The sequence below is a fragment of the Amycolatopsis plumensis genome (genome assembly GCF_042652605.1).
GTDB classification, from domain to species: Bacteria; Actinomycetota; Actinomycetes; order Mycobacteriales; family Pseudonocardiaceae; genus Amycolatopsis; species Amycolatopsis plumensis.
This window is the reverse complement of record NZ_JBHSJY010000001.1, coordinates 8,811,798-8,836,286: the sequence shown is the minus strand read 5'-3', so window position 1 is coordinate 8,836,286 and position 24,489 is coordinate 8,811,798. Positions and strand designations below refer to the sequence as shown.

Here is a 24,489-nt window from a genome sequence, read left to right as displayed (position 1 = left end):
CACACACTCTGGGCCCCTGACCCGACCTCCGGACGACGGGGGCACCTCGCATCCATCGCACGGTCAGGACGGGAGCTACTCCGGCACTCGCCCGCGGGCGTAGTCGTACGACTGCAGGAGCACCCGCCACACCACCTCGATCTCGTCGCGGTCGCGCGGGCCGTACACGAGCTGAGTGTTCTGGATCGGATGCGGTACACCCCAGCCCGCCTCCGTCACGATCTTCTTCACCGTTGACGGCAAGGTCATGTGCAGGCTGCCGTCCTGCTGCGGGTGCAGGTGGGCGAATTCGCGGCTGTTCTTGATGAAGGCGTCGGCCGGGCCGGTGCCGAACTCCGGGGCCAGGTGGATCGCCCTGGCCTCCGGGTACGGTACGTGGGTCGGCGCGACGTACACGCCCGCCAACGAGCGCATCCGCTGCCACAGCTCTTCCTGCAGTGTCGTCGGCGCGACCTGGTTGAGCTGGCCGTGCGGGATCGGGCCGCGGGTGCGTGGGGCCGGGCCCGGGCGGTCGGGGATCTCGAACATCGGTTACCTCCGGAATCGTTCAGACGGGCTGGACGCGCTGGTAGCGCCGGCCGTGGTAGACGAGGGGGTCGCCGGACCGGGTGCGCACCGCGCACACCTCGCCCAGCAGGAGGCCGTGGTCGCCCGCGTCGACGGTGTCGCGACGGTGGCATTCGACGGTCGCCAGCGCCTCCGGGTGCAGCAGCGTGCCGTGCTCGCCCGGCTCGAAGCCGGTGCCGCGGAACCGGTCAGCACCCGGTGTCGCGAACAACGCCGCCAGCTCGGCCTGCTCCGCCGTCAGCACGTTGACGCCGAAATGCGTGCAGCGGGAGAACACGCCGTAGGAACCCGACGTCTTGGCCTGGCAGACCAGCAACAGCGGCGGGTGCATCGACACCGACGTTACCGACGTCGCGGCATACCCGCGTGGCGTGCCGTCGTCGGCGACCGCGGTCACCACGCACACGCCGCCGGCCAGCGCTGCCATCGCATCCTTGAATTCGTCGAGCAGCGCCGCGGTCATCGGAGGGCTCCCACGGCAGACGGCGTCAGCCACTCGCCGTCGGGGGCGCCGAAGCCGCCGGCACGGGAGAACACCGTGCGTCCCTGCCGGATCGTGCGCTCGACGCGGCCGGTGAACAGCCAGCCCGCGTACGCCGTCCAGCCGCACTTGGACTGGATGTCGCCCGGGCCGAAAGACCAGTGCCGCGCCGCGTCGAACAGCACCAGGTCGGCGTCGAGGCCGGGAGCGATCGTCCCCTTGCGGTCGGCGATCCCGAACAGGCGGGCGGGCTCGGTCGCCATGAGGCGGGTGACGATCGGCAGCAGCTCGTCCGGGGTCGCGTCCGGCACCCGGCGGCGCAGCCCGGTGTAGAGCGCCGGGAACAGTTCCTGCACCCCCGGCAGCCCGGGCGGGGCGTCCGGCGCGTCCAGGACCTTGTCCTCGAATGCGTGCGGGGCGTGGTCACTGCCCACAGTGGACACCTCGCCGCGCAGCACCGCGTCCCAGAGCCGGTCCTGGTCGGCCTGCTCCCGGATGGCCGGGCTGAGCCGGATCCGGGCGCCGTAGCGGGCGGTGTCGGCCGCGGTGAACGACAGGTGGTGCGCGGTGACCTCCCACGTCACCGGCAGCCCGGTCGCGCCGGCCGCGGTGAGCAGGTCCGCTTCCTCGCGGCTCGACACGTGCAGCACGTGCACGGGCGTGCCGTGCCGCCGGGCCAGCTCGATCAGCTTGGCCACCGCGACGATCCCGCCCGAACGCGGCCGGAACCGCTCGTATTCGCGGTAGCTCGCGGGCTCGCCCTGCCACTGGTCCAGCAGCCGGAACACCGCGTCGTCCTCGGCGTGGAACAGAAGCCGCAGCCCCTTGCGCTTGGCGACGGCGAACAGCTCGTCGAGCCGTGCCGGGTCGCGCAGCACGTGCGGCGCGGTGTGGTGCCCGGTCAGGAACGCTTTCGCGGTAATCGCCTCGACCGGTGAGAACGCCTCGAGCGACGAGACGTCGTCGGGGTTGACGCCCGCGTGGAAACGGTAGTCGACCAGGCTGGTGCCGCGGATCTCGGCGTCCTTGGCGCGCGCGTCGGCCGGGGTGAACGTCGCCGGGCGCGTGTTCGGCATGTCGAACACCGTGGTGACGCCACCGGCCACCGCCGCGCGTGAGGCGTGCGCCCAGTCCTCCTTGTGCGTCAGGCCGGGCGTGCGGAAGTGCACGTGGGAGTCGATCAGGCCGGGCAGCACGTGCCGGCCGGTCGCGTCGATCTCCTCGGTCCCGGACACACCGCTGCCGGCGGGGAGCACGTCGGCGATCTTTCCGCCGGTGACGGCGATGTCGGCGACGCGGACGCCGTCGGGTCCGGTCACCCGGCCGCCCCGCACGATGAGGTCGTAGTTCTTCATGCGGCCCATGACAGGCTCACCAGCTCTCGGCTCAGGTCGTTGGTCGGGCCCATCAGCGCGACGGCGCGGGCGTCGCGGGCCATCCGGTTGATCGGGTGGGTCACCACGTACCCGGTGCTGCCCAGCAGCCGCGCGACCGCCGCGACGACCTCCTCGGCCACCTGGGAGGCGTGGATCTTGCTGTGCAGCGTCACCTCGCCGGGGTCATCGCCGTCGCGGCGGCCGGCCCGTTCGACGAGCGCGCGGGCGGACTCCACCTGCCCGCGCAAGTCCACCAGCCGGTGCCGGACGGCCTGCAGGTCCAGCAGGGACTTCCGCTGCGCCGCCTGGAAGCCGAGGTCCCAGGCGGCTTCGGCGATGCCGACCGACACCGCACCGAGCGTCGCCCCGGACCGCCGGACGCCGGCGATGATCGTGCTGGCGGCGTCACGGGGCCCGAGCAGCGCCTCCGGACCGAGCCGGCAGTCCTTCAGCTCGACGAACCCGGTCGCCGAGGCCCGCATGCCGACCAGGTCCAGGCTCAGGTCCGGCTCGATGCCGGGATTGGTCGCGGGGATGAGGAAGAAGCTCTGCCCCGCGGAGCCGTACGCCGAGCCGTCGTCGTCGGTCACCGGGGTGGTCTGCGCGAGCACCAGGTAGACGTCGGTGACGCCGGCGCCGGTGGTGAACGCCTTGCCGCCGCTGACCGTCCAGCCGCCGCCGGGCAGCTCGTCGGCCACGGTGGCCAAGTTCTTCTTCGCCGCGCCCGCCCCGGATTCGCTCCACGCCGAGGCGGCCAGCCACGCACCGGAGGCCAGCTTCGGCAGCAGTTCGGCGCGCTGGGCGTCGCTGCCCCACTCAGCGATCCGGCTGCACACGGCCAGGTGCTGGAACGCGATGATCGCGGTCGACGGGTCGTGCCGGGCGATCCGCGCGATCATCCGGTTGGCTTCCAGGGAACCGGCTCCGGCCCCGCCGTAGCGGCGGGGGACGATCAGGCCGGGCAGCGGCGAGTTACGCAGCGCGGCCAGCACTTCGGGCTCCGGCCGCCCGGCCTCGTCGGCCGCGGCGGCGTGCTTGTCGAGCACGTCGATCAGCTCGTCGACGCCGAGGCGCGTGGGCGCGGTCAGATCGACAGCAGGCACGAGTCCTCCTTCTGGACGTGGGGCTCGAACGAGTCGATGGACACGGTGCCGGTGAACGACACCGCCTTCTCCGGGACGCTGACCCAGGCCAGTTCGCTGTCGCGGTCGTGGCCGGTCACCGCCGCGGCGGAGGTGGTGCAGCCGCCCGCGGTGCGGATCCGCAGCGGCGCGGTGCGCCCGGTCTCACCGCCGGCGAGCTGAAACGGGATGGTGCCGCGGATGCGGCGGGCCGCGCCGAGGCAGACGGCGCCGGTCAGCGCGATCGTCGGATGCCAGGACGGCACGGACACCGCGCGCACCGCGAGGCCGTCTTCTCCGTCCGGCAGGACCGCGGCCACCTTCGGGAACGCGCCTTCGACGGGGTAGCCGTACTGGTGCGCGGCCGAGCGGCGGATCGCGGTCATCGTGCGGAACAGCGGTTCTCCGGCGGCGAAGAGCTCCTCCGGGGTGCCGACGCCGAGGTCGTGGCCGGACAGGAACAGGTACGGGTTCCCCACCGAGACCGCGCTGACCCGGATCATGCCGTCCTCGTAGGGCAGGTCCGTGGTCGGCTCGCCGAACGGCAGCAGCTCGCGCAGCGGCACCGCGGGATGGTTGAGGAAGTGCGCGGTGAACGTCGTGCGGTCGCGGACGCACTCGTCGACTTCGCACACCACGTGGTCATCGGTGTTGAGGACGCGCACGCGCGTGCGGTGGCCGGGGGCGAGCCGGGGCAGCCAGCCGAGCCTTGCGGCCACGACCACCGACGAAAGCACCGAGTGCCCGCAGCTGCCGCGGAAGTCGAACCGCACGGGATCGCCGGGAATCACCTGGACGAACCGGTAGTCGAGGTCGAACAGCGGGTGTTCGGACGCCGATACCAGCGCGATCTTGGTGACCGCGGACAGTCCGTGGCCGGCGAGCCAGGCGACGCCGTCGCTGAGCGCGCGGGACAGCGCTTCTTCCGACGATGGCAGCTGCTCGGCCGGCAGCACCAGCGTGGAGCTCGGGCTGCCGTGCGCGTGGGCGATGTGGGCCAGCATCAGGCGGCCCTCCTTTCCTCGGCGCCGGCGCGGCCGAACTGCTCGCACCAGATCCGGTGGATGAGCAGCGCCCAGATGGCCAGCGCCGATCCGTCGCTGGGCCGGGCGGTCTGGGCGTCGAATAGCCTCGCGACTGCCTTCGGGTCCAGCCGCCCGTCACGGGCGAGCGCCGGGCCGCACATCACGTCGCGGGCGTAGGCGTGCAGCGGCTGCCCGGCCGCGAGCATGGCGGTGATCGGCAGCGTGAACGGCTGCTTCGGGCGCTCCAGCACCGAATCCGGAACGAGGCCGCGAGCGGCCGCGTAGAGCGCGCGCTTGACCTCCTGGCCGCGCACCCGGTGCTCGGTGGGCAGCCGCCGCGCCAGCCGGGTCACCGACCGCTGGCAGAACGGCAGCCGCACCTCGACCGCGTGCGCCATGCTGAGGTGGTCGACCCGGCGCAGGTGGTAGGCGGGCAGCCGCTCGTCCACTTCGAACTCGGTGATCGCGGCCAGCCGGTCGCCGCCGGCGGCACGCAGGCGGTTCTCGATCCGCTCGGCTTCGGTGCCTCGCTGCCGCAGCAGGTCCCGGTAGTCGTCGGTGTATAGGCGGTCGCGCAGTGCCGACGGCACCGCGGCGAGCGCCTCCACGTACCCGTTCGGCCAGTCCTCGGTGCCGAGCAGCGCGTCGCGAATCCTGTTGTAGCCGCCGAAGATCTCGTCCGCCGCGTCACCGGAGAGCGCTACCTTGAACCCGGCGTCGTGCACGCCCTTGAACAACAGGTAGGTGCTGAGCGTGATCGGGTCCGCGTTCGGCTGGCCCAGGTGCCACACGACCTCCTCGAGCAGGTCCGGGAACGTTGCCGGGTCCGCCTCGATCTGGTGGTAGGTCGCGCCGCAGCGGGCGGCGACTTCGCGGGCATACTTCTTTTCGTCGAACGGCCAGTCACCGGTGTAGGCGATGTTGAACGCGTGCACGTGCGGCACCTTCTCCGCCAGCAGCGCTGTCACCAGGCTCGAGTCGAGGCCGCCGCTGGTGATCGTGGAGATCGGCACGTCGGCCAGTGCGAGCCGATGGGTCTCTGTGCGCAGGATGTCGCGCACCCGGGTCCCGGCCGCCTCCAGGCTGCCTCCGTCGGCGGCCGGGAGTTGGCTTTCCGCACGCCGCGAAATCTTCAGCCCGCTCGAGCGCGTGTAGACGGCGGTGACCGCCCGCGGCAGCACCCGGACCCGCTCGAACATCGTCCGCTCGCCGAACGGCGTCTTGGTGGTCAGGTAGCTGTCGAGCCCCTCCTCCCACCGCGCCCACTGCACGCCGGGGACGCTCAGCAGCGCGGGCAGCTCCGAGGAGAAGTGCAGCTCCTGTTTTGCCGGGTCTTCGTGGTAGTACAGCGGCTTCATGCCCGCGTCGTCGGTCGCGAGCACCAGCTTAGGCTCCGCCCGCAGGTCGAGCACCGCGATGGCGTACATCCCGTCGAGGTGGTCGACGAAGTCCAGGCCGTACTTGTGGTACAGCGCGGGCAGCACGTTGCCGTCACAGTGGTCGTGGAACACGTATCCCGCCGCGTGCAGCTTGCAGCGCAGCTCGGCGTGGTTGTAGATCTCACCGTTGAAGACGACCTTGATGTCGCGGCCGAGGCGGTAGGGTTGCTCGCCGCCGTCGAGGTCCATGATGGCCAGCCGGTTGTTGCCAAGAGCCCAGCTGTCCCCGATGGCGCTGAAGCGGGCATCCGGGCCGCCGTGCCGCTGCAGCGCCGAAACCGCGCGCAGGTGGTGGTGCGCCAGGTTCCCGCCCAGGTGTCCGTAGATCCGGCACATGAGGACTACTTCACCTCCGCGGAAACGCCCGCCCGGGCGTAGAGGACAGGGTCGAACGGGGTGGGACCGCCACAGGTGGCGAACCGCCGCGTGGCAGATTCCGGGTTGCGGGTGCCGTGCGGCACGCCGGGCGCGGCGAACAGCACGTCGCCGGGGGAGACGTCGTGCCAGCGGTCGATCAGGTACATCTGGCCTTCGCCTTCGAAGGCGATGAAGGCCTCTTCGCTGTCCGGGTGCTGGTGGACGTTGAAGATCTGTCCCGGCTCCTGGATCCCGCAGTGCAGGCACAGCCGCGCGCTGCCGGTGCCGGGCCAGAACAGGAAGTTCATCACGGCGGTGCGCTCGTCGGCGGGTACTTCGCCGGTGCCGGTGAAGCCGTGCAGCTGCGTTTCGGTGTTCCACAGCTCGTTCTCCAGCCGCGGCGCGGTGCCGACAGGCTCGCCGCCTTCCAGACGGGTCCGCCACACGTACGCGGTCAGGCCGTCGTCGCCGGCTTCGAGCTCGAGGGTCCGGCCGGTCGGGGAGTGCAGCGCGGACCCGCGTGCGACTTCGGTGCGGTGACCGGTGACGTCGCCGTGGCCGGAGCCGGCGAAGACGACGGCGACGTTTTCCTCCTCCAGCGCCCAGCCGAGCCGCCAAGCCTTGCCGGGGGCGACTTCGACGACGAGCAGGGTCACTTTGCGCGCCCCCATGGCCGGGCCGACGGGCTCCGCGACGCGGCCCCAGTCGAACGGGGAGAATACGAAATCCGCAGCGCGGACGATCGTTCCTTGAATCTGGTCGGTGAGCATCCCCAGGTTCCAATCAGGTTGCTGACGATTGCCGTTTCGATGGGAAGCGGAAATGATCAGTTCGTCGCGGATCCCCGCGGTCGCTTCCGGAAGTGACCGTACTAGACGTGCGCCGGACATCGCAAAGCCGTAAAGGAGCATGGAACGGGTATCTAACGGAGTAACTATATGGAACGAATCGATTCAGAAGATTTGCGATACCGCCGAACGATGGAACCACACCGTCGTCCGAAGCGAGCAAAGTTGCCTGGAAGGGCGGCGGGTCCGACGGTTGTGAACGTTGTCACATTTGAGTGGCCCAGATTCTGGGTACTACCGTGCGATGCGTTGCGCTGCAGAGTCTTCGTGACAAGGATCGGGCACGACGGGAACTTATTCAAGTTCTGGTCACCTGGCGGCAAGGAAATAATCGCCGCGGGGGCAGAGGCCGATTCCGATCGGTGAAGTGAAAACGTGCTCTGCCGTGCACACGTCAGGGGTGAGTCATTCGCGGCGAGCACGCCGGAAACGAGCGAGAATTCCCGGTGGAACTTATTGCGGGATGACGAGCAGTGCCGTGTCGACGACCTGAGCCAGCATCGCCTTGTCGCGGCAGACCGCGCTCATCACGCGCAGGCCCTGAATCATGGTGACCAGGAAGTTCGACACCGCGGGAATGTCGGTTTCCGGCGGGAGCTCGCCCATGCTCCGGGCCAGATGCAGGGTGCCGAAGAAAGAGTCCTGCAGAGCCGCGATGGCATCGCGCACGATCCGGTGGGTCACCTCGTCGTGCGGCACCCGCTCGGTGATCGCCATGACGAGCAGGCAGCCGGGCCGGCCCGGCTCCTTCAGCGCGTCGTCGATCCGGCCCAGAAGCAGGTCGCGCACCACCTGGCGGACCGGCACCCGTTGCATCAAAGACACTCGGGTCGCATCGGTCGTCAGTTGCACGTACCGCTGCAGCGCGTGCTCGTAGAGCCCGTGCTTGCTGCCGAAGGCGGCGTAGAGCGAACCACGCCCGAGTCCTGTCGCCTCGGCGAGGTCCTGGATCGAAGTGGCTTCGTAGCCTTTGCGCCAGAAGACCTCCATGGCCTTCTGGACCACCTCGTCGGTGTCGAACTCGCGGACGCGGGACATGACATCAGTCTAAAGACACTGGAACGGGCGGTCAACAATTGGACCCCTTATCTGGACCGATTGATCAACAAAACAGGCCGCACGACCTCTCATCTTCGCTGCATACGGGCAGAAAGCTCACTCGAGGCGGCTGACTTGTCGTCAGGTTCTTTACTGACCGATCCAGTTTTGCTACCGTCGGAGGCGACCGCCGGATGCGGTCCGTGTGCGGCCAGTGCCGGTGCGCACCCGCGCCGTGGTCCGGCGGTGGACCGAACAAGCAGCCGATCAGACTAGGAGTTCAGTCATGCCTCACGTGCAGCGCCGGTCGTCCGTCAGCGACGAGCTGGCCTGGCAGATCGTCCGCGCGGCCGACGAGGCCGCGAAGGCGACCGACAAGCGTTTCGCCATCGCGGTGGTGGACGAAGGCGGCAATCTCAAGGCGTTCCTGCGTCAGGACGGGGCGAAGCTCAACGCCGTGCAGGTCGCGCAGGACAAGGCTTACACCGCGGCGTCCTCGGCGATGCCCACGCAGAAGTGGTCCGAGGTGCTGGAGGCCGACCCGGTGCTGCGGGCCGGCGCGCCCACCGCGATCGACCGCCTGGTCAGCATGGGTGGTGGCCTGCCCATCGTGATCGACGGCGAGCTGGTCGGCGCCGTCGGCGTCTCGGGCGCTCACTGGAGCGACGACGTCAAGATCGCCGAGGCCGGCCTGGCGGTCCTCGCCGCGAAATCCTGATCGCTCGCCGAGACCTCCGGGAGTCCACGATGCCCATCGCCCTGTTCGTGCTCGGGCTTACGGTCTTCAGCCTGGGTACGACCGAGTTCATGATCGCCGGCCTGCTGCCGGAGCTGTCCGATGCCTTCGGCGTTTCGCTGCCGCAGGCCGGGCTTCTCATCTCGCTGTTCGCGCTCGGCGTCGTCCTCGGTGCGCCACTGATCACCGCGGCGACCACCAAGGTGCCGCGGAAGACGGCGTTGGTCGCACTGCTCGTGGTGTTCGTCGCCGGTGAGGTGCTCGCCGCGCTCGCGCCCTCGTTCGGGGTGCTCATGGCCGCCCGCGTGGTGACCGCCGTCGCGCACGGCTCGTTCTTCGGCATCGGCGCGGTGGTCGCGGCCAATCTGGTCGAGCCGGGCAGGCGAGCCCGGGCCATCTCGATCATGTTCGGCGGCCTGACCATCGCCACCATCGCCGGGGTCCCGCTCGGCACGTTCATCGGCCAGCACTTCGGCTGGCGCGCGACGTTCCTGGCCGTCGCCGTCCTCGGCGTGATCGACCTCGTCGGGGTCGTCGCGCTGGTTCCGCACCAGCCGCGCGCCGGCCACCTGGGCGTGCGTCACGAGCTGGCCGCCTTCCGCAGTCCCAAGGTCTGGCTGGCCCTGGGAACGACCATGCTCAGCCAAGCGGCGCTCTACACCGCCTACACCTATATCTCACCGCTGCTGACCGACGTCACCGGCTTCTCGGCCGGTGCGGTGCCGCCACTGCTGGCGCTGTTCGGGATCGGGACGTTCCTCGGCAGCGTGCTCGGCGGCCGGTTCGCCGACCGGTCCCTGATGGGCACCTTGTGCGTCGGCCTCCTGGTGCTCGCGGTGATGCTCGGCGCGTTCTCCCTGACCGCGCACACCAAGCCGGTCATGGTCGTGACGCTGTTCCTGTTCGGCATCGGCAGCTTCCTGATCAACCCGGCGCTGCAGACGCGGGTGATGAACGAAACCGAGGGGGCGCCGACACTGGCCAGTACCAGCAACATCTCGGCGTTCAACGTCGGCAACGCGCTCGGCCCGTGGCTCGGCGGCCTGGGCATCAGCGCCGGCGCCGGCCTGCTCTCGCCGAGCTGGATCGGCGCCGGGCTGGCCGTGGCGTCGTTGCTCGTCGCGCTGGCCGCGGTGGGGCTGGACCGCCGGGGAACCGACAGCGGAAAGGAGGTGGGCAACGATGCCGGTCGTGCACGTGAGCTGGTGGAGGGGAGCCGGTGAGGCCGAGCGCCGCCAGCTCGTCGAAGAAGTGACGGGCACCGTTTCGCGGATCGCCAACTGTCCCGAAGCGGCGGTCACGGTGATTGTCACCGACGTCGAAAAGGACCACTGGGGCCTCGGCGGGAAGCTCGCCGCGGACCTCTGAGCGGAGGCCGGGACAGCGTCGTCCCGGCCTCTTCCCGCAGGGAGGAGTCATGAACGTCATCGGCCCGGACGACCCGCGCTACGCGGACTTAACGGCCGGGATCAACCAGCGCTACGCGGCGAAACCGTCGGCCGTGCACCTGCCGCGGACCACCGCCGAGGTCGCCTCGGCGGTCTCCGCCGCTGCGGGACGGCGGCTTTCGATCCGCAGCGGCGGCCACTGCTTCGAGGATTTCGTCCACCACGAGGGGGTGGATGAAATCCTCGATCTCACCGCATTGTCCGAGGTGAACTTTTCCGACGGTGTCTTCTCCGTCGGGGCGGGTGCACGCCTGCACGACGTCTACGAGAAGCTGTACCTCGGCTGGGGCGTGACCATCCCCGGCGGGATCTGCTACTCGGTCGGCGCGGGCGGCCACATCACCGGCGGCGGCTACGGCCTGCTTTCGCGGCGGGACGGGCTGACCGTAGACCACCTGTACGGCGTGGAGGTCGTGCTCGCCGACGGCCGGACGGTCGTCGTCACCCGCGATTCGGCCGGTGCCGAGGCCGATCTGTTCTGGGCGCACACCGGCGGCGGAGGCGGCTCGTTCGGCGTGGTGACACGGTTCCTGTTCGAGGCGCCGCTGGTCACGCCACCGTCCGAGGTGCTCGTGGCGGCGCTGTCGGTGCCGTGGACACACCTCGACGAGCGCGCGTTCGCCCGGCTGCTCGGCGGGTACGCGCGCTGGCACCACAAACACCGTGCGCCGGACGCGCCGGGCAGGGCGCTGTCGAGCCTGCTCATGCTGAACCACCGCTGCAACGGCACGGTCGGCTTGGTGGCGCAGATCGACGCGGCCGCACCGCACGCGGCTCGCGTCCTCGACGAGCACCTGTCGGCCGTCCTCGGTGACCTGGTGACCCGGGAGTTCGCCGCGGCCGGCGAATTCGGCCCGATGCCGGGGCTGTCCCGCCCACGGCGGCTGCCGTGGTTGCGGGCGACGCGGTTCCTGGGCACGAACACACCGGTGCTCAACGACCCGACGTTGCGTGCGGAGCACAAGTCGGCTTACGTCCGCAGCACGTTGCCGGAGTCCCAGCTCCGGACGGCATACGAGTTCCTGACCCGCCCGGACGTCACGAACCCGAACACGATGCTGGTCGCGTTCTCCTACGGCGGCGCGATCTCGGCGGTCGACCCGGCCGTGACGGCGGTGGCCCAGCGGGACAGCACGTTCAAGCTGCTGTACCAGGCTTTCTGGTCCACTGTGGACGCGGACGCGGGCAACATCGCCTGGGTGCGCGACTTCTACCGCTCCATGTACGCGGAGACAGGCGGGGTCCCGGTGCCGGGCGAGGTGGTCGACGGATGCTACGTCAACTACCCGGATGCCGACCTGTCCGACCCGGTGTGGAACACCTCGGGCGTGCCGTGGCACGACCTCTACTTCAAGCAGAACTACGCGCGCCTGCAGCGGGCGAAGTCAGCGTGGGATCCGCGCGACTTCTTCCATCACCGCCAGTCGATCCGCCCGGCCTAGCGGATGCACGTGAAGGCCACCATCACGGCATCCGATGCCGTGATGGTGGCCTTCACACGTTCACCGAGGGCCGAACCAGGTGGTGAGGGCAGCTATCGCCTGCTCCGCTCCCCGGCCGGCCCAGGCCACATAGCCGTCCGGGCGAACGAGAACAGCCGGGGCGCCCAGATCGTGCTGATGCTCCACGACATCCACGCCGTCCTTCCAGCCCGCTGCCGCGTCGGCCAGGCCGTGCATCCCTGAGCCCAGCAGCAGCACTGGGCGGCCGGGGGACAACAGTTCCGCCACCGACTGCTCGCCCAGGACGAAGTTCGGCAGGAACGCGCCGTCCAAGCCGGGGCCGGCACAGTACCGGACACCCTGGCCGCTGATCCGGTCGCTGAGCAGACGGTTGCCGTCGGGTGTGGACAGCAGGTCCGCGACCAGGGCGCGCAGCGGCTCGAACTCCGGGCCCGGCCGCATCAATGCCGCCTGGGCACGGGTGTTTTCGATGACCGCTTCGGCGACCGGGTGCCGCTCCGCGTGGTAGGTGTCCAGCAAAGTCTCCGGCGCAGTGCCCGCGATCACCATCGCCAGCTTCCAGCCGAGGTTGATTGCGTCCTGCAGGCCGAGGTTCAGGCCCTGCCCACCAAGCGGCGCGTGCACGTGGGCCGCGTCCCCGGCCAGCAGGATCCGGCCGCGGCGGTAGGTGTCGGCCAGCCGTGTGAAGTCGCTGAACCGCCCGAGGAACACCGGATCGCTCATCGGCACGTCGCGGCCGAGGATGCGGGACGCGGCCGCACGCAGCTCCTCGAGCGTCACCGGCGCGCCGCGCTCCGGCAGCGGCTCGGGGAACTCGTGCGTGAGGACCCGGCTGTACCCGGCCGCGTTGACGTTGATCAGCGTCCAGCCGGTCGGCCCCTGCGTCCAGCCACCGGGCACCCGCGCCGGGTCCGCCAGCCGCGCGAGGCCGAGGATGCCCGCAAAGGTCGCCGGATGGGTGGTCCCGGTGATTCCCGCCGCCTCCCGGACGGTGCTGCGGGCGCCGTCGCAGCCGACGACGTACTCGGCGGTCAGCTCACCGTGGTCGGTGGTGACCGTGACACGGTCCCCGTGGTCGCGCACATCGGTGATCCGGTGACCGCGCCGGACCTCGACCCCGCGAGCCCGCGCCTGCGCTTCGAAGAACCGTTCGATGTCGGACTGTGCCTGGTTGATCATCGGCGCACCCTCGATGGCGGGCGATTCCACCGTCAGCACCGGGCGGCCGCCGAAGTGGAACGGGACCTCGACGACGGCATGCGGGTCGCCCGGCCTCGGCGGTGGGGGAAGATAACCCCGGCGCAGCAACGACTGCGCGGTGCGCGCGTGCAACGTACCCGCGCGGGGTTCGTCATGGGTCTCGGCCAGCTTCTCGACGACGGTGGTGGGCACCCCCAGCCGGCCGAGTTCCGCGGCCAGCAGCATGCCGACCGGTCCGCCACCGGCGACGATCACTCCACGCATCTTCCCTCCCTCGCTCCGGGGTTGAAAGGTACGATGTCGTACTGTCCATCATTGTAGAGTACGGGAATGGAGCGCGATTTCGTCGACGACGTCCTGGACCAGTGGCGTGCGCAGCGCCCGGACCTCGACCCGGCACCGCTGTCGGTGCTGGCCCGGCTGACGCGGATCGCCCGGCGAGTCACCCGCCGCCTCGACGACACGCTCAAGGATTACGGCCTGCTCCACGTCGACCTGGACATCCTCGCCACGCTGCGGCGCGCAGGGGAGCCGTACGAGCTGACGCTGGGCGAGATCGCCCGCTGGATGCTGGCCGGCAATAGCACGATGACGAGCAGGCTCGACCGCCTGGTCGCAGCCGGGCTGGTGGACCGGCGGCAGAACCCGGCCAACCGCCGCACCGCGCTGATCCGTCTCACGCCCGCGGGCCTCACGCTGGCCGATGAGGCGTTCGCCGCCGAGCTGACAGCCCAGGAAGACATGGTGAGCGGCCTGAGCGAGCCGGACCGGCACGAGCTGGCCGACCTGCTGCGGCGCCTGTGCCGCTCGATGGGCGAGATTCCGGATTGAGCGCGCCAGGTGGGCCAGCTCGTGGCGCCGCCACCGAGGATGAGGCTGTGAAGTCAGCGGAGGGCGAGGAAACACGCATCCACGGTCGCCGGTCCGGCCCGGTCATCAGCGGGTGGGCCGGCGGCACACGTGGATGATCGGGGCCGAAGCTGGACGCGCCCAGGGCGACTGCGGCCGACCATTCGGCGTCGCTGCCCGCCGAACCTGCTGTGGTGAGACTGCCGCCGTGACAGTGCTGTTGCCTTCGGCCGAGCAGGCCACCGCGATCGAGGCGCGGGAGGTGTCCGCGTGATTCGGCGAGCGGACCCCAACCGCGCCCGGTCTTGGACACGCCCGCCGTACTCGGCCCTGGACCCGACGTCGTGCCCTTCCGGGCCGGTGATCGCGAAGGTCTCGAAGCTGAGCCGCAGCACGCCCAGCCCGTCGACGCGCCGTCGCGGGACACCGGGGGATCGGGGCGAAGTCGGCTTCGGTGAGGTCCCATGCGGGGCGCAGGGCAGGGGAGGATGTCGGCCGCGGTGGGTCGGTGACGAATTCGTGTGCGCTCTCCGCCGCAAGCCGCACGGCGCAGGCCAGCCCGATTCCGATGCTGCCGCCGGTGACGAGTGCGGTCGGTAGTGTGTTTAGCATCGATCGATGCGGAAAAGGGTAGGCTGGCGCCGTGGAGACTGAACGGCGCCGCCGGAGTGGGCGGCCACGGGGATTCGACCCCGACGAAGCGCTCGAGCGTGCCCTGCTCGTGTTCTGGGAGCGCGGCTACGAGGGAGCAAGCCTGGCTGAATTGACCGAGGCCATGGGGATCTCCACCACCAGTATGTACGCGACTTTCGGCAACAAGGAAGAGCTGTTCGGCAAGGCTCTGCAGCGCTACACCGAAGGCGCGAGCGCGTACGTCGCGCGCGCCTTGGAAGAGCCCACCGCCCTGGAGGTGGCCACCGCGATTCTCGCGGGCACGATCCGGACGACCACCCGGCCGGTCGGCCCCCGCGGATGTCTCGGCGTCCAGGGCGCGCTGGCCACCGGGGACTCCGCTCGTGGCGCCCGCGACCTGCTCATCGGCTGGCGCGATGACGGCTACACCGCCCTCCGCGAGCGGTTTGAGCGAGCTGTCGATGACGGCGATCTGCCTTCGGAGGCCGATCCGGCGCTGCTCGCCCGCTACGTCACCGCCTTGGGGTACGGCATCGCCGTGCAGGCCGCGAGTGGGGTCCCGTGCGACGAACTGCAGGAGATGGCCGACGCCGCCCTGCGTGGCTGGCCGCTCTCGTAGGTCACCCGGACTTCTGAAGCGATCGATGCGAAACCTGCTACAGTCGAGTTGTGCATCGATCGATGCACAACTCGACGATCAGGGGCATCCGATGTCCACCAGCGCTTTGCGCGCGTTCTACCTGCGCTACCTGCACGAGCTCAACGCCCACCGGTTCCATCGGATGGACGGGTTCATCGCCGACCGGACCACCTTGAACGGCGAGCCCGCCACCCGGGACGACCTTCTCGCCGTCCAGCGGGCCGACGTGGACGCGGTTCCCGACCTGCATTGGGACCTGCAGGAACTCCTCTCCGACGGCGACCGCCTGGCCGCGCGCCTGGTCAACACGGGCACGCCGGTGAAGGAATGGCTCGGCGTGGCACCGACCGGTGCCTCGTTCAAGATCGTCGAGTACGCCATCTACCAGGTCCGCAATGGACGCTTTGTCCACATGACCGCCTTGCACGACGCCGGCGAACTGCGCCGGCAGCTGACCGACCGAAAAGGACACTCATGACCGTCACGTTGATCACCGGAGCCAACAAGGGCATAGGCTTCGAGACTGCCAAACAGCTCTTGGCCGAAGGGCACACCGTCTACATAGGAGCCCGTGACGTCGAGCGCGGCGAGAAGGCCGCCGCGGACCTCGGCGCACGGTTCGTGCAGCTCGACGTGACCGACGACGACTCGGTCGCCGGCGCGCTGGCCGCCATCGACTCCGCCGAGGGCAAGCTCGACGTGCTGGTGCACAACGCGGGTGTCCTGGGCGGCGAAACCCTCGACGGCCCGACCGCGCTGCGGGTCTTCGACACCAACGCGGTGGGGATCGTGCGCGTGACCGAAGCAGCCCTTCCTCTGTTGCGCAAGTCGTCGAACCCCACCGTGGTCACGGTGTCAAGCAGCGCCGGATCGTTTTGGGCGGTGACCAACCCCGACCGACCGGAATTCGGGCTGCCGCTCGCCCTTTACTCCGCATCCAAGGCCGCGGCGACCATGCTGACCGTCCAGTACGCGAAGTCCCAGCCGGGTATCAAGTTCAACGCCGTCGAGCCTGGCACCACCGCCACCGACATGACCGCAGCCTTCGGGATCGGACGCTCTCCGGAAGAAAGCGCGAGGGTCGTCGTGCGCCTGGCAACGCTCGATGTCAACGGCCCGACCGGTACCTTCAGCGACGAAACTGGGGAGCTTCCCTGGTAAACCAGTCTCGCGCGACGACTGGCCGTCAGGAAGCCCGACGCTGCGCCGATGCTACGGGCGAAGTCGAATTCGCCCGTGGCATCGGCGCAGCCTGGGCGGGCGGTCACAGCTGTCTCCACAGAATGCGGCTACGGCACGACAACGACCTTGCCGGCCACCGTCCGTGACTCCGCGAGTGTGAGCGCCGATCCGACCTCGGACAGCGGAAACTCCGCCGCGATCTGCGGGACCAGGACACCCTCGTCGACCAGGCGAAGCACCTGGGTCAGGTCTTCGGTGAGCCGGGCCCGGAACGCTGCCGGCCGCCGCTTGCCCGCCCAGAAGTTGTAGAAGTACGCACTCCTGCCATTCGGCGGGTAGTTCCAAGCCAGCAGCCGCGCAACCGACTTCAGGACGGGCAATCGTGAGTTCCCCGCTTCGTCCTTGGTCGCCGCTGATCCGTAGGAAACCAAGGTGCCGCCGCGCCGGAGCAGAGCCCAGGACTGCTTGAGTGCCGCCCCGCCGACGTGATCGAAGACCGTGTCCACCCCGTCTGGCGCAAGTTCGCGAATCCGCTGGTAAATTGCCGGGTCCCGGTAGTCGATCGGGATCGCGCCGAGGTCGCGAACCGTCTGGTGGTGCCGCGGCGAGGCCGTGCCGATCACCTTGACGCCGGCTCGCTTCGCCAGTTGCACCAGGGGGGGGAACCGACGCCGCCGTCAGCAGTATGCGGCAGAGCGACCTCGAGCCGTTGGCGTGGATCATGCGGCGGCACAAGTACGTGACACGACTACGCCCGGCGCGGACTCTGCGCCGACCTCTATCTGAAGGCTGACGGGCACCGCCGGTCGCGGCCGGTAACGGTGTTTCGGCGGTGTTCGAGCCGACGCTGACCCGTGCTCGGCGAGCAGCGGAGCGGACAGTCCCTGCCGGTTGAGCTCGGCTTCGGCCGCGGCCTGGGCGTCGGCGCCGAAGGTCCGGACGACGATGATCGACAGCAGGAACGGCAGCACAGTCAGCTGCTGAGTCGCGACGACGGCGCGAGGTCTCCTAAGCGGTGGCAGCATGGCACCTCCCTTGCCGGATTCCGCCGAGTGTGCCGGGCCGCCTGGCCTGGCTCGGTGACGCCTGCGCACCACGGCGTCGAATGCCGTGGTGGGCAGGCGGGGATTCGTGTCAGCCGAAACAGGCGCGGACGGCCACTGAACGCGCACCCGTTGAAGTTCACAGTCCCACCAAACTGTGCCCCGGCGAATGAGACAGAGCCACTATCGAAGACGCTTTCGGAGAAGGTCACGTCGCCGTCGAACTGGGCGTGGGAGGAATCCAGAGCCCCGCCGGAGAACGCGCAGTCAGCGAATACCGTGTGACCGCTGAACTGTGCGCCGGCGAACGACACCTTCCCGTCGCCGAACCGGCAGCCGGTGAAGTCGGCAATACCATCGATCACCACGCGTGAGAAGTCCAGGCTGTCCACCAGCATGCCCATGAGCGTGAACACACAGTGAGACCAGGACTTCACGGCGTGCCCGTTCAGGCGAGAAGCGATGATGTCGAGCAAGTCACTCCGAACATCCTGCTCTGCGGACGTCGAACCGCTGGCGGCAGCGGTGGCGCGGAGGTATGCGCACAAGACGTCCACGCAAGCCTGTCTCAGCTGCTCGTGCTTATCGGCCAGCGCCACGGGATCCGCGATCGCGAGCCATCGGCTTCCCGTCCGCGGTTCAGCGACGAGTTGTTCCGCCGCCGTCGTGAACCGCTTGGCAAGCTCCGGCCATGCCGTGTGCCCCCGTGGCGGTATTCGCCGGCGACCGGCATAGCCGAGCGTGTCAATGCTGCCCAGACACGGGCGCCCTGGCTCGCATCGGGGCGACGAGCATGCGCACGACGCAGAGGCGGCACGAACAGTTGGCCATGCTGGTCAGAGCCAGGTGGAAGCCGCGGCGAAGCGAGTGGACCGTGCCCTGCCGCGACCGCGACGGCCGCCGGTCCCAAGCCGAGGTGCTGATCGGTGAACGAGGCCCGACGCTGGCGATCGGCTCCACCGTCGCGGTGCTCGACCCGATGGACGCAGGCCGGTTGCGTGCTGCGCTGCGGGAGGCGATCGAGCCACCCAGTGCCGCGCTGGCGGCGCTGCGACACGAGCTGATCGAACGCGCGGCCGCGGACCAGCACGCCCGGGCCCAGCTCGACCCGGCGGGCCCCACGCCGCATCAGTGGGCTGCCGTGCAGCGCGTCGACGAGGACAACCTGCACTGGCTCGCACCGATCGTAGCGGTCCACGCTGCCTGGATCCTGGCCCAGCACGCGCCCGCCCGGTATCGCGCCTGCTGGCTGCCGAAACTGCGCGACGCAGTCGCGTGCGGGGACGCAAGCCCGCGTGATCTGGCCTACCTCTCCGACCGGGTCGCCACCGACGAGAAGCGGGGCCAGCGCTACGGCACCCAGTGGCTGCACCTCGGCGGTGTCAGCCGCCTCTACCCGCTGCACCGGCCGGCCGAGGTCAATCTCGCCCGCGCGGATGTCGGGCTCGACTTGCTTCCCGACGCCGACCTCGACACCGCCTACGCCAGCTTCGAGGAGATCACCGCCGCAGTCGAAGGAGCCCCGTCATGACGACCTCCCTGCAGTGGGGCGTCAGCCCCTATCACCGCGAACGGGCCCACACCGCCCTGCCGGGAACCGACGTCTCGGTCTGCACCCGGCATCTCCGCCAGGGACAACTCATCCTCGAGTCCCTGACGACGCACCGCCCCGCAGATTTGCGGATCTGTCCGGAATGTGCCGTCGACACCCTGGCGATGCTCTGCCTCACCCCGTCACCGCACCCGCGTAGCCCCGCGCACGCGATCGTCACCCCCACGTGCCGGCGTCCGTCGCCCGGTGAGGACGACGATCGTGGATGAGGTGCTGAACGCGACGTTGCGGACGGCGGTGCCGTCGCCGGCAACATTCCAGCAGCGCTCGGCGACGTTACGAGCATGACCGACAATGCCCCTCCTCCGGCCTCCACTACTGACGTTCCTACGCCTTCGTTGCCTGTCGCGCCGGTGCGGGCGGTGCGGTTGCGGGAGCTCTCACCGAAGACCATGTGGCTGACGGCGGCCGTTATCGCGGTGTTGACCGCGGGGGCGGTAGTGGTGTTGTGGTGGCCGGCGACCGCCGGGCTGAACGGGGCCGAGCTGGTGACGGCACGGCTGGATGCATTGAAGATCGGGTTGAGCATCGGAGTAGGCAGCGGCGGCGTGGTCGCGTTGTACCTGGCTTGGCGTCGCCAGCACTCCACCGAAGCCGATCTGGACAACCGCGAACGCTCCCTCGCGCACCAGCAGGAGGTCGCCGCAGCCACCATCGCCCACCAGGACCGGATCGCCCGGGCCACCGAGCACGACGCAGCCGAACGGCGACTGACCGAGCTGTACCTCAAAGCGGTCGAGCAACTCGGCTCCCCGCAAGCCGCGGTTCGCCACGGTGGCCTCTACGCCCTTGAGCGCGTCGCACAAGACAACCCAACCCAGCGGCAAACCGTGGCCGACGTGATCTGCGCTTACCTCCGCAATCCCTTCACCCCGCCACCCGACACCGGTCGACCTCGCCCTCTGGGAATACGACGCCCACTGCTGCGATCGACCACCGCTCACCACACACCCGCACCACCCTTGGGTACAGGCCATACCCGGGAAGACCGGCAGCAGGAACGCGAGGTGCGCCTCACCGCTCAACGCGTCCTGCATCGTCATCTTCAGCCGGGCGAGGATCAACCGCGTGACACCTTCTGGGCCGACATCGATCTGGATCTCACCGGCGCCACCCTCATCGCGTTCACCCTCAGCGGCTGCCGCGTCCGTACGGCCACCTTTCACGGCGCGACTTTTACCGGCGACGCCGGGTTTGACGGCGCGACTTTCACCGGCGACGCCGGGTTTGACGGCGCGACTTTTACCGGCGACGCCGGGTTTGACGGCGCGACTTTCACCGGCGACGCCGGGTTTGACGGCGCGACTTTCACCGGCGACGCCGGGTTTGACGGCGCGACTTTCACCGGCGACGCCGGGTTTGACGGCGCGACTTTCACCGGCGACGCCGGGTTCGACGGCGCGACCTTCACCGGCCACACCCGCTTCGTCAGAGCGACCATCGCTGGCCGCGCCCGCTTCGACGGAGCGACCTTCACCGGCGACGCCCGCTTCGGCTGGGCGAGCTTCGGCGGCTACGCCGGGTTCGTCAGGGCGGCTTTTGACGGTTCCGCCGGATTTGGTGAGACGACATTCACTGGCAACGCCCGGTTCGTCGGGACAACCTTCGCCGACCACGCCTTGTTCGTCAGGGCAACCTTCTCAGGCCACGCCGAGTTCGCCGGGGCATTCTTCGCTAGCCACTCTGGGTTTGCCGGGACGACCTTCGCTAGCAGCGCCGGGTTCGATGGGGCGAACTTTGCTGGCCACGCCGGGTTCGCCGGAGCGACCTTCACCGGCGCCGCCCGGTTCGCTGGGACAACCTTCTCCAGCTATGTCATTTTCGCCGGGACGACCTTCTCCAGCGACACCATGTTCGACGGGGCGACTCATCGAGGACTTGCCTTCGATCCAGTCGAGTAGTCAAACGGCCGGCCGAAGGTGATCGACGAGGACATGCTGCTCTTCGCCCGCGCCCTGCGAGACGAGGGCACCCCGTGCCAGAGATCGCGACGAAGCTGACCATCCGCACCGACAAGACGCCGGGGAAGCACCCCTCAGTGGCCTCGCCCGACTGCGCCCTGGCCGACGTAACGCTTAGCGGCCGAAGCCCGTCACACGCGGCGAATGCCCGACCCGCGGGACCTTCCCTGAAGCTGCGTGTCGGGAATGTGTCCGGGTTTGTCATGCCGATCTGGCTCGCCGGTCGGTCACCAGCAGCGACCAGGCCTTGAGGGTCTGGTTGCTCCTGTCGAAGATGGTGGTCGGTTGGCCGAAGGCCATGTTTTCGGGTAGCGCGTGACGGGGGCACGGATGGTGAGCTCGTGCACCCGGGGTGAGGTGAACATGGCCAGGGCGGCGGCGCGGCGTTGGTGATCGCGCGGGACGGGGTTGCTTTCGATCAGCCGCAGCTGGTTGATGACCAGCTGGCTGGAGAAGGCGCGGCGGCCGCTGTTGACGGTGCCGAGGTCGACCAAGACCCGCAGGTTCAGCCGGTCTGCGTGGCAGGCGTCGTTGGTCGCCAGGGCCCGCTGGATCCGCATGGTCAACGACGCACGTAGCCGGGGGCCCAGGTGTTCAGGTTGGCGGGGCAGCAGCCGTCACCGGTAGGGGTGGCAAAGCCACCGTATGCCGACAACGGGCGGTAGGAAAGTAACTGTGGGTGGGTGATAGCCCGGTGGGGGTGACCAGGCGTGTACCGGAACGCGTGTCACCTGCGCCGACAACGATGCCCGCACCTGCCGCCCCGCGGTGGCCGCCGGCGCGCCGCTGGCTGCTGCGGCTGGGGATGCTGACCGGGTTCCTGCTGGCCGGCTGGCTGCTCTTCGGCGGGTCGGCCCACGCACAAGACACCCTCATCCCGACTGATCCGAGCTTGATCGCCGACGCCACCGCCGACGCCCAGCCGATACTGCGGCCAGCGCCGTCGGCCCCCATTGCCGTCCGCCTCGACACGCACGTCGCATCCGCGGCTCACGCCTTGGCGCCGGTGAACATCCACCCCGCACCACGGCCGCAGCCACGACCGCAGCCCGCGGTGTTCTCGCTGCCGCGCGGAACTCAGCCGCCACCACAGCAGCCGAGGTCACCGCGACCGTGCGGATCTCGGCTACGGCGGTGGCCACCACAACCACCACGGCGGTCACGACCGTCGTGACTGCCGTAGTGACCCCGCCAGCGTCACTGCCATCCCCGCTGCCGTGGATGTCGCCTACAGCGCGCTCGCGGGACGATGCAGCAGCACCTTCTGCCACCGTGGCGTCCACGTCCGGCACCGCCGGGCCGCACATGAGCATCCTGGGGCCGACGCGCGTCTCGGTCGCGCCGGCAGCACAGCTGGTCTCGACTTGGCCCGCGACGCACGCGTCCCGCCGTATGGCGGAAGCGATGCCCGGCAACGCCGTGACCGGTGACGGGTCGTGGCCGCCGGCCCCTGCGCCCTGGGTGCCGTGGTCGGCCCCGGGGGCTGTGCCCGGCGTGGCGGGACACCACGCGGCCAACAGCGGCGCAAGTGCTGTACTGGGCACCGACCAGCGAGCCTCGGACTTGCGGGCCGCCGCGGCGGCTAGTCCCCGTGTCACCCGCCGGGTTCGTCGACTCCTCACATGTCGAAGCCAGCGACGGTCACACCGACGGCTGACACCTCAACGGAAATCGGCCGAACGGGTTCATTCAGGTTGAGTCCTCGCGAGTATACGTCATCTAGTACGTGGCTGACGCTAACTTTAGCCGCATGACACCGTTAGCGGCCGCCACATGGGGCCTTGTCGGCGCGCTGGTTGTCGAGGTGCTCGAATTGGCTGCGGAGATCCGCCGCAGAAAGGGTCGCTGGCCTTGGACAGGTCCACGGCTGTGGCCATCGCTGCTGGCGGTGGGCTTGCGGTTGACTGCGGCGGCGCTCGTTGCCGCCGCGATGTCCGAGCAGTTCGCGGGTAGGTGGCCAGCATTCTGCGTCGGGATCTCAGCGCCTTTGATCGTTGCGCGCATCGCGCAAGAGGTGCCACCGTTCACCAGTGGTCGCGATGTGTCGGATGGGAAGTCGACCACATGACATCCGCTGAGTTCCGCCGCTTCCTTGACCGACTCCTTGACGCGCTCTCCCATCACCGAAGGGGACAAGTGGTCGAGTCCGGCTTACCAGCCGCGGGCTTCGGTCAGCGACTTATCCGTGCTGTCGGCAGGTTGCCCATCGAGCCGCCTGACCTTGCTACAGGTGAGTCGGCGACCCCGGCATCCCACCGTGATCTTGAACGAGACGAATCCTCCGCATCGAGCTCGTCTGCGATCGACGCGCATCCGAGCGCGAAAACGGAAATTCGATCGCTGAAAACGGGACATGACAGTCTGGCGTATGGGGTGCCGAACGCGAAGCCCGGCACGATCTTCGTGCTCAGCCGAGCTGGGGGGGTTGCCATCGAACCAGGCGAGGGCCGAACGGTCGCGTTCGGACGGCACCCGTTGGAAGTGGACGTTCGCGTAGGCGAGGATGACCCGTACGTGGGTCGCCGTCAGGGGATGCTGACCTACCGCCAGACCAGATGGTGGTTGACTAACACGGGCCGGTTGCCTATTCGAATGCCATATTCGCGCATGCTGCGGAACACTGACGAACCGGTGCCGCTGGAAATGGGATACACCCCGTTGTTTCTCAGCGGGCGAAGCGGTCGTCAGCATCTGATCGAGGTGGTCGTCACCGACTCACAGGTACAGTCCGAGGTTGTTGACTCCGTGCCAGTGGGTTGGCGTCTCGTCGAGGACGAACGGCTGGTGCTGGCCACTCTCGCCCAAAAATACCTATCTTATGAAGCATCTCCACTGCCGCTGTCATGGCAACAAGTCACCGAGCACATGAACCGATTGCAACCCGGCGCCGGATGGACGCCACGCCGGGTGGAAGAAGTTGTTGACGGGGTGCGTACACGCCTCTTGCACGCCGGCGTCCCGGGTTTGGCCCGAGAGGAAATCGGAGATCAGCCCCGCTACGCAATCCTCGACAATCTCATAACGGAACTGATCCGGTCTACCACCCTCGTGCCCACCGACCTCGCCCCGCTCAAGTTGGCCTGAGCCACGCCTGCAATCATCACGCATAGCGGTGAGCAGATCGGTGTGCCGCTCACCGCGAGGTCGGCCTCGCACCAGCGCATCACCGGGCCCGGAAGAGACGATGGATCACCGCTCACGAGACCAGGCAGGGACGCCCCACATGTGAGACCAGTCCAGTAATAGGTGCATGCATACTGGTGGCATCCCCAGCGGCGCAGTTCCACGTTTGTCTGCACGCCCAGCCATGGTCAGCCTCCCGAGGTCGAGCCATCATCGCCCGCTTCGACGGTAACCCGGCTGGCCTAACCTCGCCGGGTTTGCGCTGGTCACCGCCCTGGTTGGTGACAGTCGGTGCGAGCGCGAGTGCCGGGCGCTGCAGGAGCGGCCATGGCGGGGTGAGCTTGCCC

The 24,489-nt window shown here is 69.2% G+C and carries 27 protein-coding genes; 14 read left to right on the top strand and 13 right to left on the bottom strand.

All coding sequences use genetic code 11. From position 1 onward, the window contains the following. Positions 1-75 precede the first annotated feature (75 nt). From ACFPLC_RS42450 to ACFPLC_RS42415, 8 genes are all read right to left on the bottom strand, one after another. Complete coding sequence (locus ACFPLC_RS42450; RefSeq protein WP_378194621.1) at positions 76-528, bottom strand: luciferase domain-containing protein; 453 nt, start codon at positions 526-528, stop codon at positions 76-78. Positions 529-547: 19 nt separating this feature from the next. Continuing rightward, positions 548-1,030, bottom strand: coding sequence for a flavin reductase family protein (locus ACFPLC_RS42445; RefSeq protein WP_378194618.1), 483 nt, complete (start codon positions 1,028-1,030; stop codon positions 548-550). Continuing rightward, positions 1,027-2,403, bottom strand: coding sequence for a dihydroorotase (locus tag ACFPLC_RS42440; protein ID WP_378194615.1), 1,377 nt, complete (start codon positions 2,401-2,403; stop codon positions 1,027-1,029). The genes ACFPLC_RS42445 and ACFPLC_RS42440 overlap by 4 nt, the downstream gene beginning before the upstream one ends. Beyond that, entirely contained in the window at positions 2,400-3,527 is a 1,128-nt protein-coding gene (locus tag ACFPLC_RS42435; RefSeq protein WP_378194612.1) for an acyl-CoA dehydrogenase family protein, read from the bottom strand. The genes ACFPLC_RS42440 and ACFPLC_RS42435 overlap by 4 nt, the downstream gene beginning before the upstream one ends. Further along, positions 3,509-4,549: a PrpF domain-containing protein gene (locus ACFPLC_RS42430; protein ID WP_378194609.1), complete on the bottom strand. Its 1,041-nt coding sequence runs from the start codon at positions 4,547-4,549 to the stop codon at positions 3,509-3,511. Before ACFPLC_RS42430 ends, ACFPLC_RS42435 begins: the two co-directional genes overlap by 19 nt. Further along, complete coding sequence (gene asnB / locus ACFPLC_RS42425) at positions 4,549-6,345, bottom strand: asparagine synthase (glutamine-hydrolyzing) (RefSeq protein WP_378194606.1); 1,797 nt, start codon at positions 6,343-6,345, stop codon at positions 4,549-4,551. The genes ACFPLC_RS42430 and asnB overlap by 1 nt, the downstream gene beginning before the upstream one ends. A 5-nt stretch (positions 6,346-6,350) precedes the next feature. Next, positions 6,351-7,136: a cupin domain-containing protein gene (locus ACFPLC_RS42420; RefSeq protein WP_378194602.1), complete on the bottom strand. Its 786-nt coding sequence runs from the start codon at positions 7,134-7,136 to the stop codon at positions 6,351-6,353. Positions 7,137-7,667: 531 nt separating this feature from the next. Next, the gene (locus tag ACFPLC_RS42415; protein WP_378194599.1) at positions 7,668-8,252 is read right to left on the bottom strand and encodes a TetR/AcrR family transcriptional regulator; all 585 of its coding nucleotides are present in this window, start codon (positions 8,250-8,252) and stop codon (positions 7,668-7,670) included. Positions 8,253-8,538: 286 nt separating this feature from the next. Between ACFPLC_RS42415 and ACFPLC_RS42410 the strand changes: the two genes are divergently transcribed. From ACFPLC_RS42410 to ACFPLC_RS42395, 4 genes are read left to right on the top strand one after another with little or no spacing between them, the layout of a single operon-like run. Then, positions 8,539-8,970, top strand: a complete 432-nt coding sequence (locus ACFPLC_RS42410) for a GlcG/HbpS family heme-binding protein (RefSeq protein ID WP_378194596.1) — start codon at positions 8,539-8,541, stop codon at positions 8,968-8,970. A 29-nt stretch (positions 8,971-8,999) separates the two neighbouring features. After that, positions 9,000-10,211, top strand: coding sequence for a Cmx/CmrA family chloramphenicol efflux MFS transporter (locus ACFPLC_RS42405; protein ID WP_378194593.1), 1,212 nt, complete (start codon positions 9,000-9,002; stop codon positions 10,209-10,211). Then, entirely contained in the window at positions 10,171-10,356 is a 186-nt protein-coding gene (locus tag ACFPLC_RS42400) for a tautomerase family protein (RefSeq protein ID WP_378194590.1), read from the top strand. Before ACFPLC_RS42405 ends, ACFPLC_RS42400 begins: the two co-directional genes overlap by 41 nt. A gap of 49 nt (positions 10,357-10,405) precedes the next feature. Beyond that, positions 10,406-11,878, top strand: a complete 1,473-nt coding sequence (locus tag ACFPLC_RS42395; protein ID WP_378194587.1) for an FAD-binding oxidoreductase — start codon at positions 10,406-10,408, stop codon at positions 11,876-11,878. Between the two features lie 60 nt (positions 11,879-11,938). On the opposite strand, the gene ACFPLC_RS42390 is transcribed toward ACFPLC_RS42395, so the two are convergent. Next, positions 11,939-13,363, bottom strand: coding sequence for an FAD-dependent monooxygenase (locus ACFPLC_RS42390; RefSeq protein ID WP_378194584.1), 1,425 nt, complete (start codon positions 13,361-13,363; stop codon positions 11,939-11,941). A 66-nt stretch (positions 13,364-13,429) separates the two neighbouring features. Here ACFPLC_RS42390 and ACFPLC_RS42385 point away from each other — a divergent pair, with 66 nt between their 5' ends. The 4 genes from ACFPLC_RS42385 to ACFPLC_RS42370 all read left to right on the top strand — a co-directional run bounded on the left by ACFPLC_RS42385 (position 13,430) and on the right by ACFPLC_RS42370 (position 16,382). Further along, entirely contained in the window at positions 13,430-13,930 is a 501-nt protein-coding gene (locus tag ACFPLC_RS42385) for a MarR family winged helix-turn-helix transcriptional regulator (RefSeq protein WP_378194581.1), read from the top strand. 661 nt (positions 13,931-14,591) lie between these two features. Beyond that, entirely contained in the window at positions 14,592-15,200 is a 609-nt protein-coding gene (locus tag ACFPLC_RS42380) for a TetR/AcrR family transcriptional regulator (protein ID WP_378194578.1), read from the top strand. A 91-nt stretch (positions 15,201-15,291) separates the two neighbouring features. Further along, positions 15,292-15,699 carry an ester cyclase gene (locus ACFPLC_RS42375; RefSeq protein WP_378236165.1) on the top strand — a complete coding sequence of 136 codons (408 nt, stop codon included), beginning with the start codon at positions 15,292-15,294 and terminating at the stop codon, positions 15,697-15,699. Further along, a complete protein-coding gene (locus tag ACFPLC_RS42370) occupies positions 15,696-16,382 on the top strand; it encodes an SDR family NAD(P)-dependent oxidoreductase (RefSeq protein ID WP_378194573.1) in 687 nt (228 codons plus the stop codon). The genes ACFPLC_RS42375 and ACFPLC_RS42370 overlap by 4 nt, the downstream gene beginning before the upstream one ends. Before the next feature lie 128 nt (positions 16,383-16,510). Here the strand turns inward: ACFPLC_RS42370 and ACFPLC_RS42365 are convergent, their stop codons facing one another. The 3 genes from ACFPLC_RS42365 to ACFPLC_RS42355 form a co-directional block, all read right to left on the bottom strand. Further along, a complete protein-coding gene (locus ACFPLC_RS42365) occupies positions 16,511-17,056 on the bottom strand; it encodes a zinc-binding dehydrogenase (RefSeq protein WP_378194570.1) in 546 nt (181 codons plus the stop codon). Positions 17,057-17,122: 66 nt separating this feature from the next. Further along, a complete protein-coding gene (locus ACFPLC_RS42360; protein ID WP_378236164.1) occupies positions 17,123-17,428 on the bottom strand; it encodes a hypothetical protein in 306 nt (101 codons plus the stop codon). Then, entirely contained in the window at positions 17,377-17,922 is a 546-nt protein-coding gene (locus ACFPLC_RS42355) for a pentapeptide repeat-containing protein (protein ID WP_378194564.1), read from the bottom strand. The genes ACFPLC_RS42360 and ACFPLC_RS42355 overlap by 52 nt, the downstream gene beginning before the upstream one ends. 317 nt (positions 17,923-18,239) lie before the next feature. Between ACFPLC_RS42355 and ACFPLC_RS42350 the strand changes: the two genes are divergently transcribed. The 3 genes from ACFPLC_RS42350 (at position 18,240) to ACFPLC_RS42340 (ending at position 20,959) form a co-directional block, all read left to right on the top strand. After that, entirely contained in the window at positions 18,240-18,977 is a 738-nt protein-coding gene (locus tag ACFPLC_RS42350) for a DUF6624 domain-containing protein (protein ID WP_378194561.1), read from the top strand. Further along, positions 18,974-19,267, top strand: a complete 294-nt coding sequence (locus tag ACFPLC_RS42345; protein WP_378236163.1) for a hypothetical protein — start codon at positions 18,974-18,976, stop codon at positions 19,265-19,267. The genes ACFPLC_RS42350 and ACFPLC_RS42345 overlap by 4 nt, the downstream gene beginning before the upstream one ends. A gap of 75 nt (positions 19,268-19,342) precedes the next feature. Further along, positions 19,343-20,959, top strand: a complete 1,617-nt coding sequence (locus tag ACFPLC_RS42340) for a pentapeptide repeat-containing protein (protein ID WP_378194558.1) — start codon at positions 19,343-19,345, stop codon at positions 20,957-20,959. Between the two features lie 287 nt (positions 20,960-21,246). On the opposite strand, the gene ACFPLC_RS42335 is transcribed toward ACFPLC_RS42340, so the two are convergent. Next, positions 21,247-21,585, bottom strand: coding sequence for a hypothetical protein (locus ACFPLC_RS42335; protein WP_378194555.1), 339 nt, complete (start codon positions 21,583-21,585; stop codon positions 21,247-21,249). Between the two features lie 134 nt (positions 21,586-21,719). On the opposite strand from ACFPLC_RS42335, the gene ACFPLC_RS42330 reads away from it, so the two are divergent. The 3 genes from ACFPLC_RS42330 to ACFPLC_RS42320 all read left to right on the top strand — a co-directional run bounded on the left by ACFPLC_RS42330 (position 21,720) and on the right by ACFPLC_RS42320 (position 24,103). After that, complete coding sequence (locus ACFPLC_RS42330) at positions 21,720-22,193, top strand: hypothetical protein (RefSeq protein WP_378236162.1); 474 nt, start codon at positions 21,720-21,722, stop codon at positions 22,191-22,193. A 576-nt stretch (positions 22,194-22,769) separates the two neighbouring features. Continuing rightward, positions 22,770-23,087 carry a hypothetical protein gene (locus tag ACFPLC_RS42325; RefSeq protein WP_378194552.1) on the top strand — a complete coding sequence of 106 codons (318 nt, stop codon included), beginning with the start codon at positions 22,770-22,772 and terminating at the stop codon, positions 23,085-23,087. Positions 23,088-23,155: 68 nt separating this feature from the next. Beyond that, complete coding sequence (locus tag ACFPLC_RS42320) at positions 23,156-24,103, top strand: FHA domain-containing protein (RefSeq protein ID WP_378236161.1); 948 nt, start codon at positions 23,156-23,158, stop codon at positions 24,101-24,103. The last annotated feature ends 386 nt before the right edge of the window (positions 24,104-24,489 follow it).

Excerpts from the sequence above, each read along its gene's own strand:
- ACFPLC_RS42420 (WP_378194602.1), bottom strand. The coding sequence starts at position 7,136 with ATGCTCACCGACCAGATTCAAGGAACGATCGTCCGCGCTGCGGATTTC.
- ACFPLC_RS42440 (WP_378194615.1), bottom strand. The coding sequence starts at position 2,403 with ATGAAGAACTACGACCTCATCGTGCGGGGCGGCCGGGTGACCGGACCC.
- ACFPLC_RS42325 (WP_378194552.1), top strand. The coding sequence starts at position 22,770 with ATGACACCGTTAGCGGCCGCCACATGGGGCCTTGTCGGCGCGCTGGTT.
- ACFPLC_RS42410 (WP_378194596.1), top strand. The coding sequence starts at position 8,539 with ATGCCTCACGTGCAGCGCCGGTCGTCCGTCAGCGACGAGCTGGCCTGG.
- ACFPLC_RS42350 (WP_378194561.1), top strand. The coding sequence starts at position 18,240 with ATGCGCACGACGCAGAGGCGGCACGAACAGTTGGCCATGCTGGTCAGA.
- ACFPLC_RS42430 (WP_378194609.1), bottom strand. The coding sequence starts at position 4,549 with ATGCTGGCCCACATCGCCCACGCGCACGGCAGCCCGAGCTCCACGCTG.
- ACFPLC_RS42340 (WP_378194558.1), top strand. The coding sequence starts at position 19,343 with ATGACCGACAATGCCCCTCCTCCGGCCTCCACTACTGACGTTCCTACG.
- ACFPLC_RS42370 (WP_378194573.1), top strand. The coding sequence starts at position 15,696 with ATGACCGTCACGTTGATCACCGGAGCCAACAAGGGCATAGGCTTCGAG.
- ACFPLC_RS42360 (WP_378236164.1), bottom strand. The coding sequence starts at position 17,428 with ATGCTGCCACCGCTTAGGAGACCTCGCGCCGTCGTCGCGACTCAGCAG.
- ACFPLC_RS42400 (WP_378194590.1), top strand. The coding sequence starts at position 10,171 with ATGCCGGTCGTGCACGTGAGCTGGTGGAGGGGAGCCGGTGAGGCCGAG.
- ACFPLC_RS42345 (WP_378236163.1), top strand. The coding sequence starts at position 18,974 with ATGACGACCTCCCTGCAGTGGGGCGTCAGCCCCTATCACCGCGAACGG.
- ACFPLC_RS42395 (WP_378194587.1), top strand. The coding sequence starts at position 10,406 with ATGAACGTCATCGGCCCGGACGACCCGCGCTACGCGGACTTAACGGCC.
- ACFPLC_RS42450 (WP_378194621.1), bottom strand. The coding sequence starts at position 528 with ATGTTCGAGATCCCCGACCGCCCGGGCCCGGCCCCACGCACCCGCGGC.
- ACFPLC_RS42445 (WP_378194618.1), bottom strand. The coding sequence starts at position 1,030 with ATGACCGCGGCGCTGCTCGACGAATTCAAGGATGCGATGGCAGCGCTG.
- ACFPLC_RS42390 (WP_378194584.1), bottom strand. The coding sequence starts at position 13,363 with ATGCGTGGAGTGATCGTCGCCGGTGGCGGACCGGTCGGCATGCTGCTG.
- ACFPLC_RS42385 (WP_378194581.1), top strand. The coding sequence starts at position 13,430 with ATGGAGCGCGATTTCGTCGACGACGTCCTGGACCAGTGGCGTGCGCAG.
- ACFPLC_RS42405 (WP_378194593.1), top strand. The coding sequence starts at position 9,000 with ATGCCCATCGCCCTGTTCGTGCTCGGGCTTACGGTCTTCAGCCTGGGT.
- asnB (WP_378194606.1), bottom strand. The coding sequence starts at position 6,345 with ATGTGCCGGATCTACGGACACCTGGGCGGGAACCTGGCGCACCACCAC.
- ACFPLC_RS42415 (WP_378194599.1), bottom strand. The coding sequence starts at position 8,252 with ATGTCCCGCGTCCGCGAGTTCGACACCGACGAGGTGGTCCAGAAGGCC.
- ACFPLC_RS42375 (WP_378236165.1), top strand. The coding sequence starts at position 15,292 with ATGTCCACCAGCGCTTTGCGCGCGTTCTACCTGCGCTACCTGCACGAG.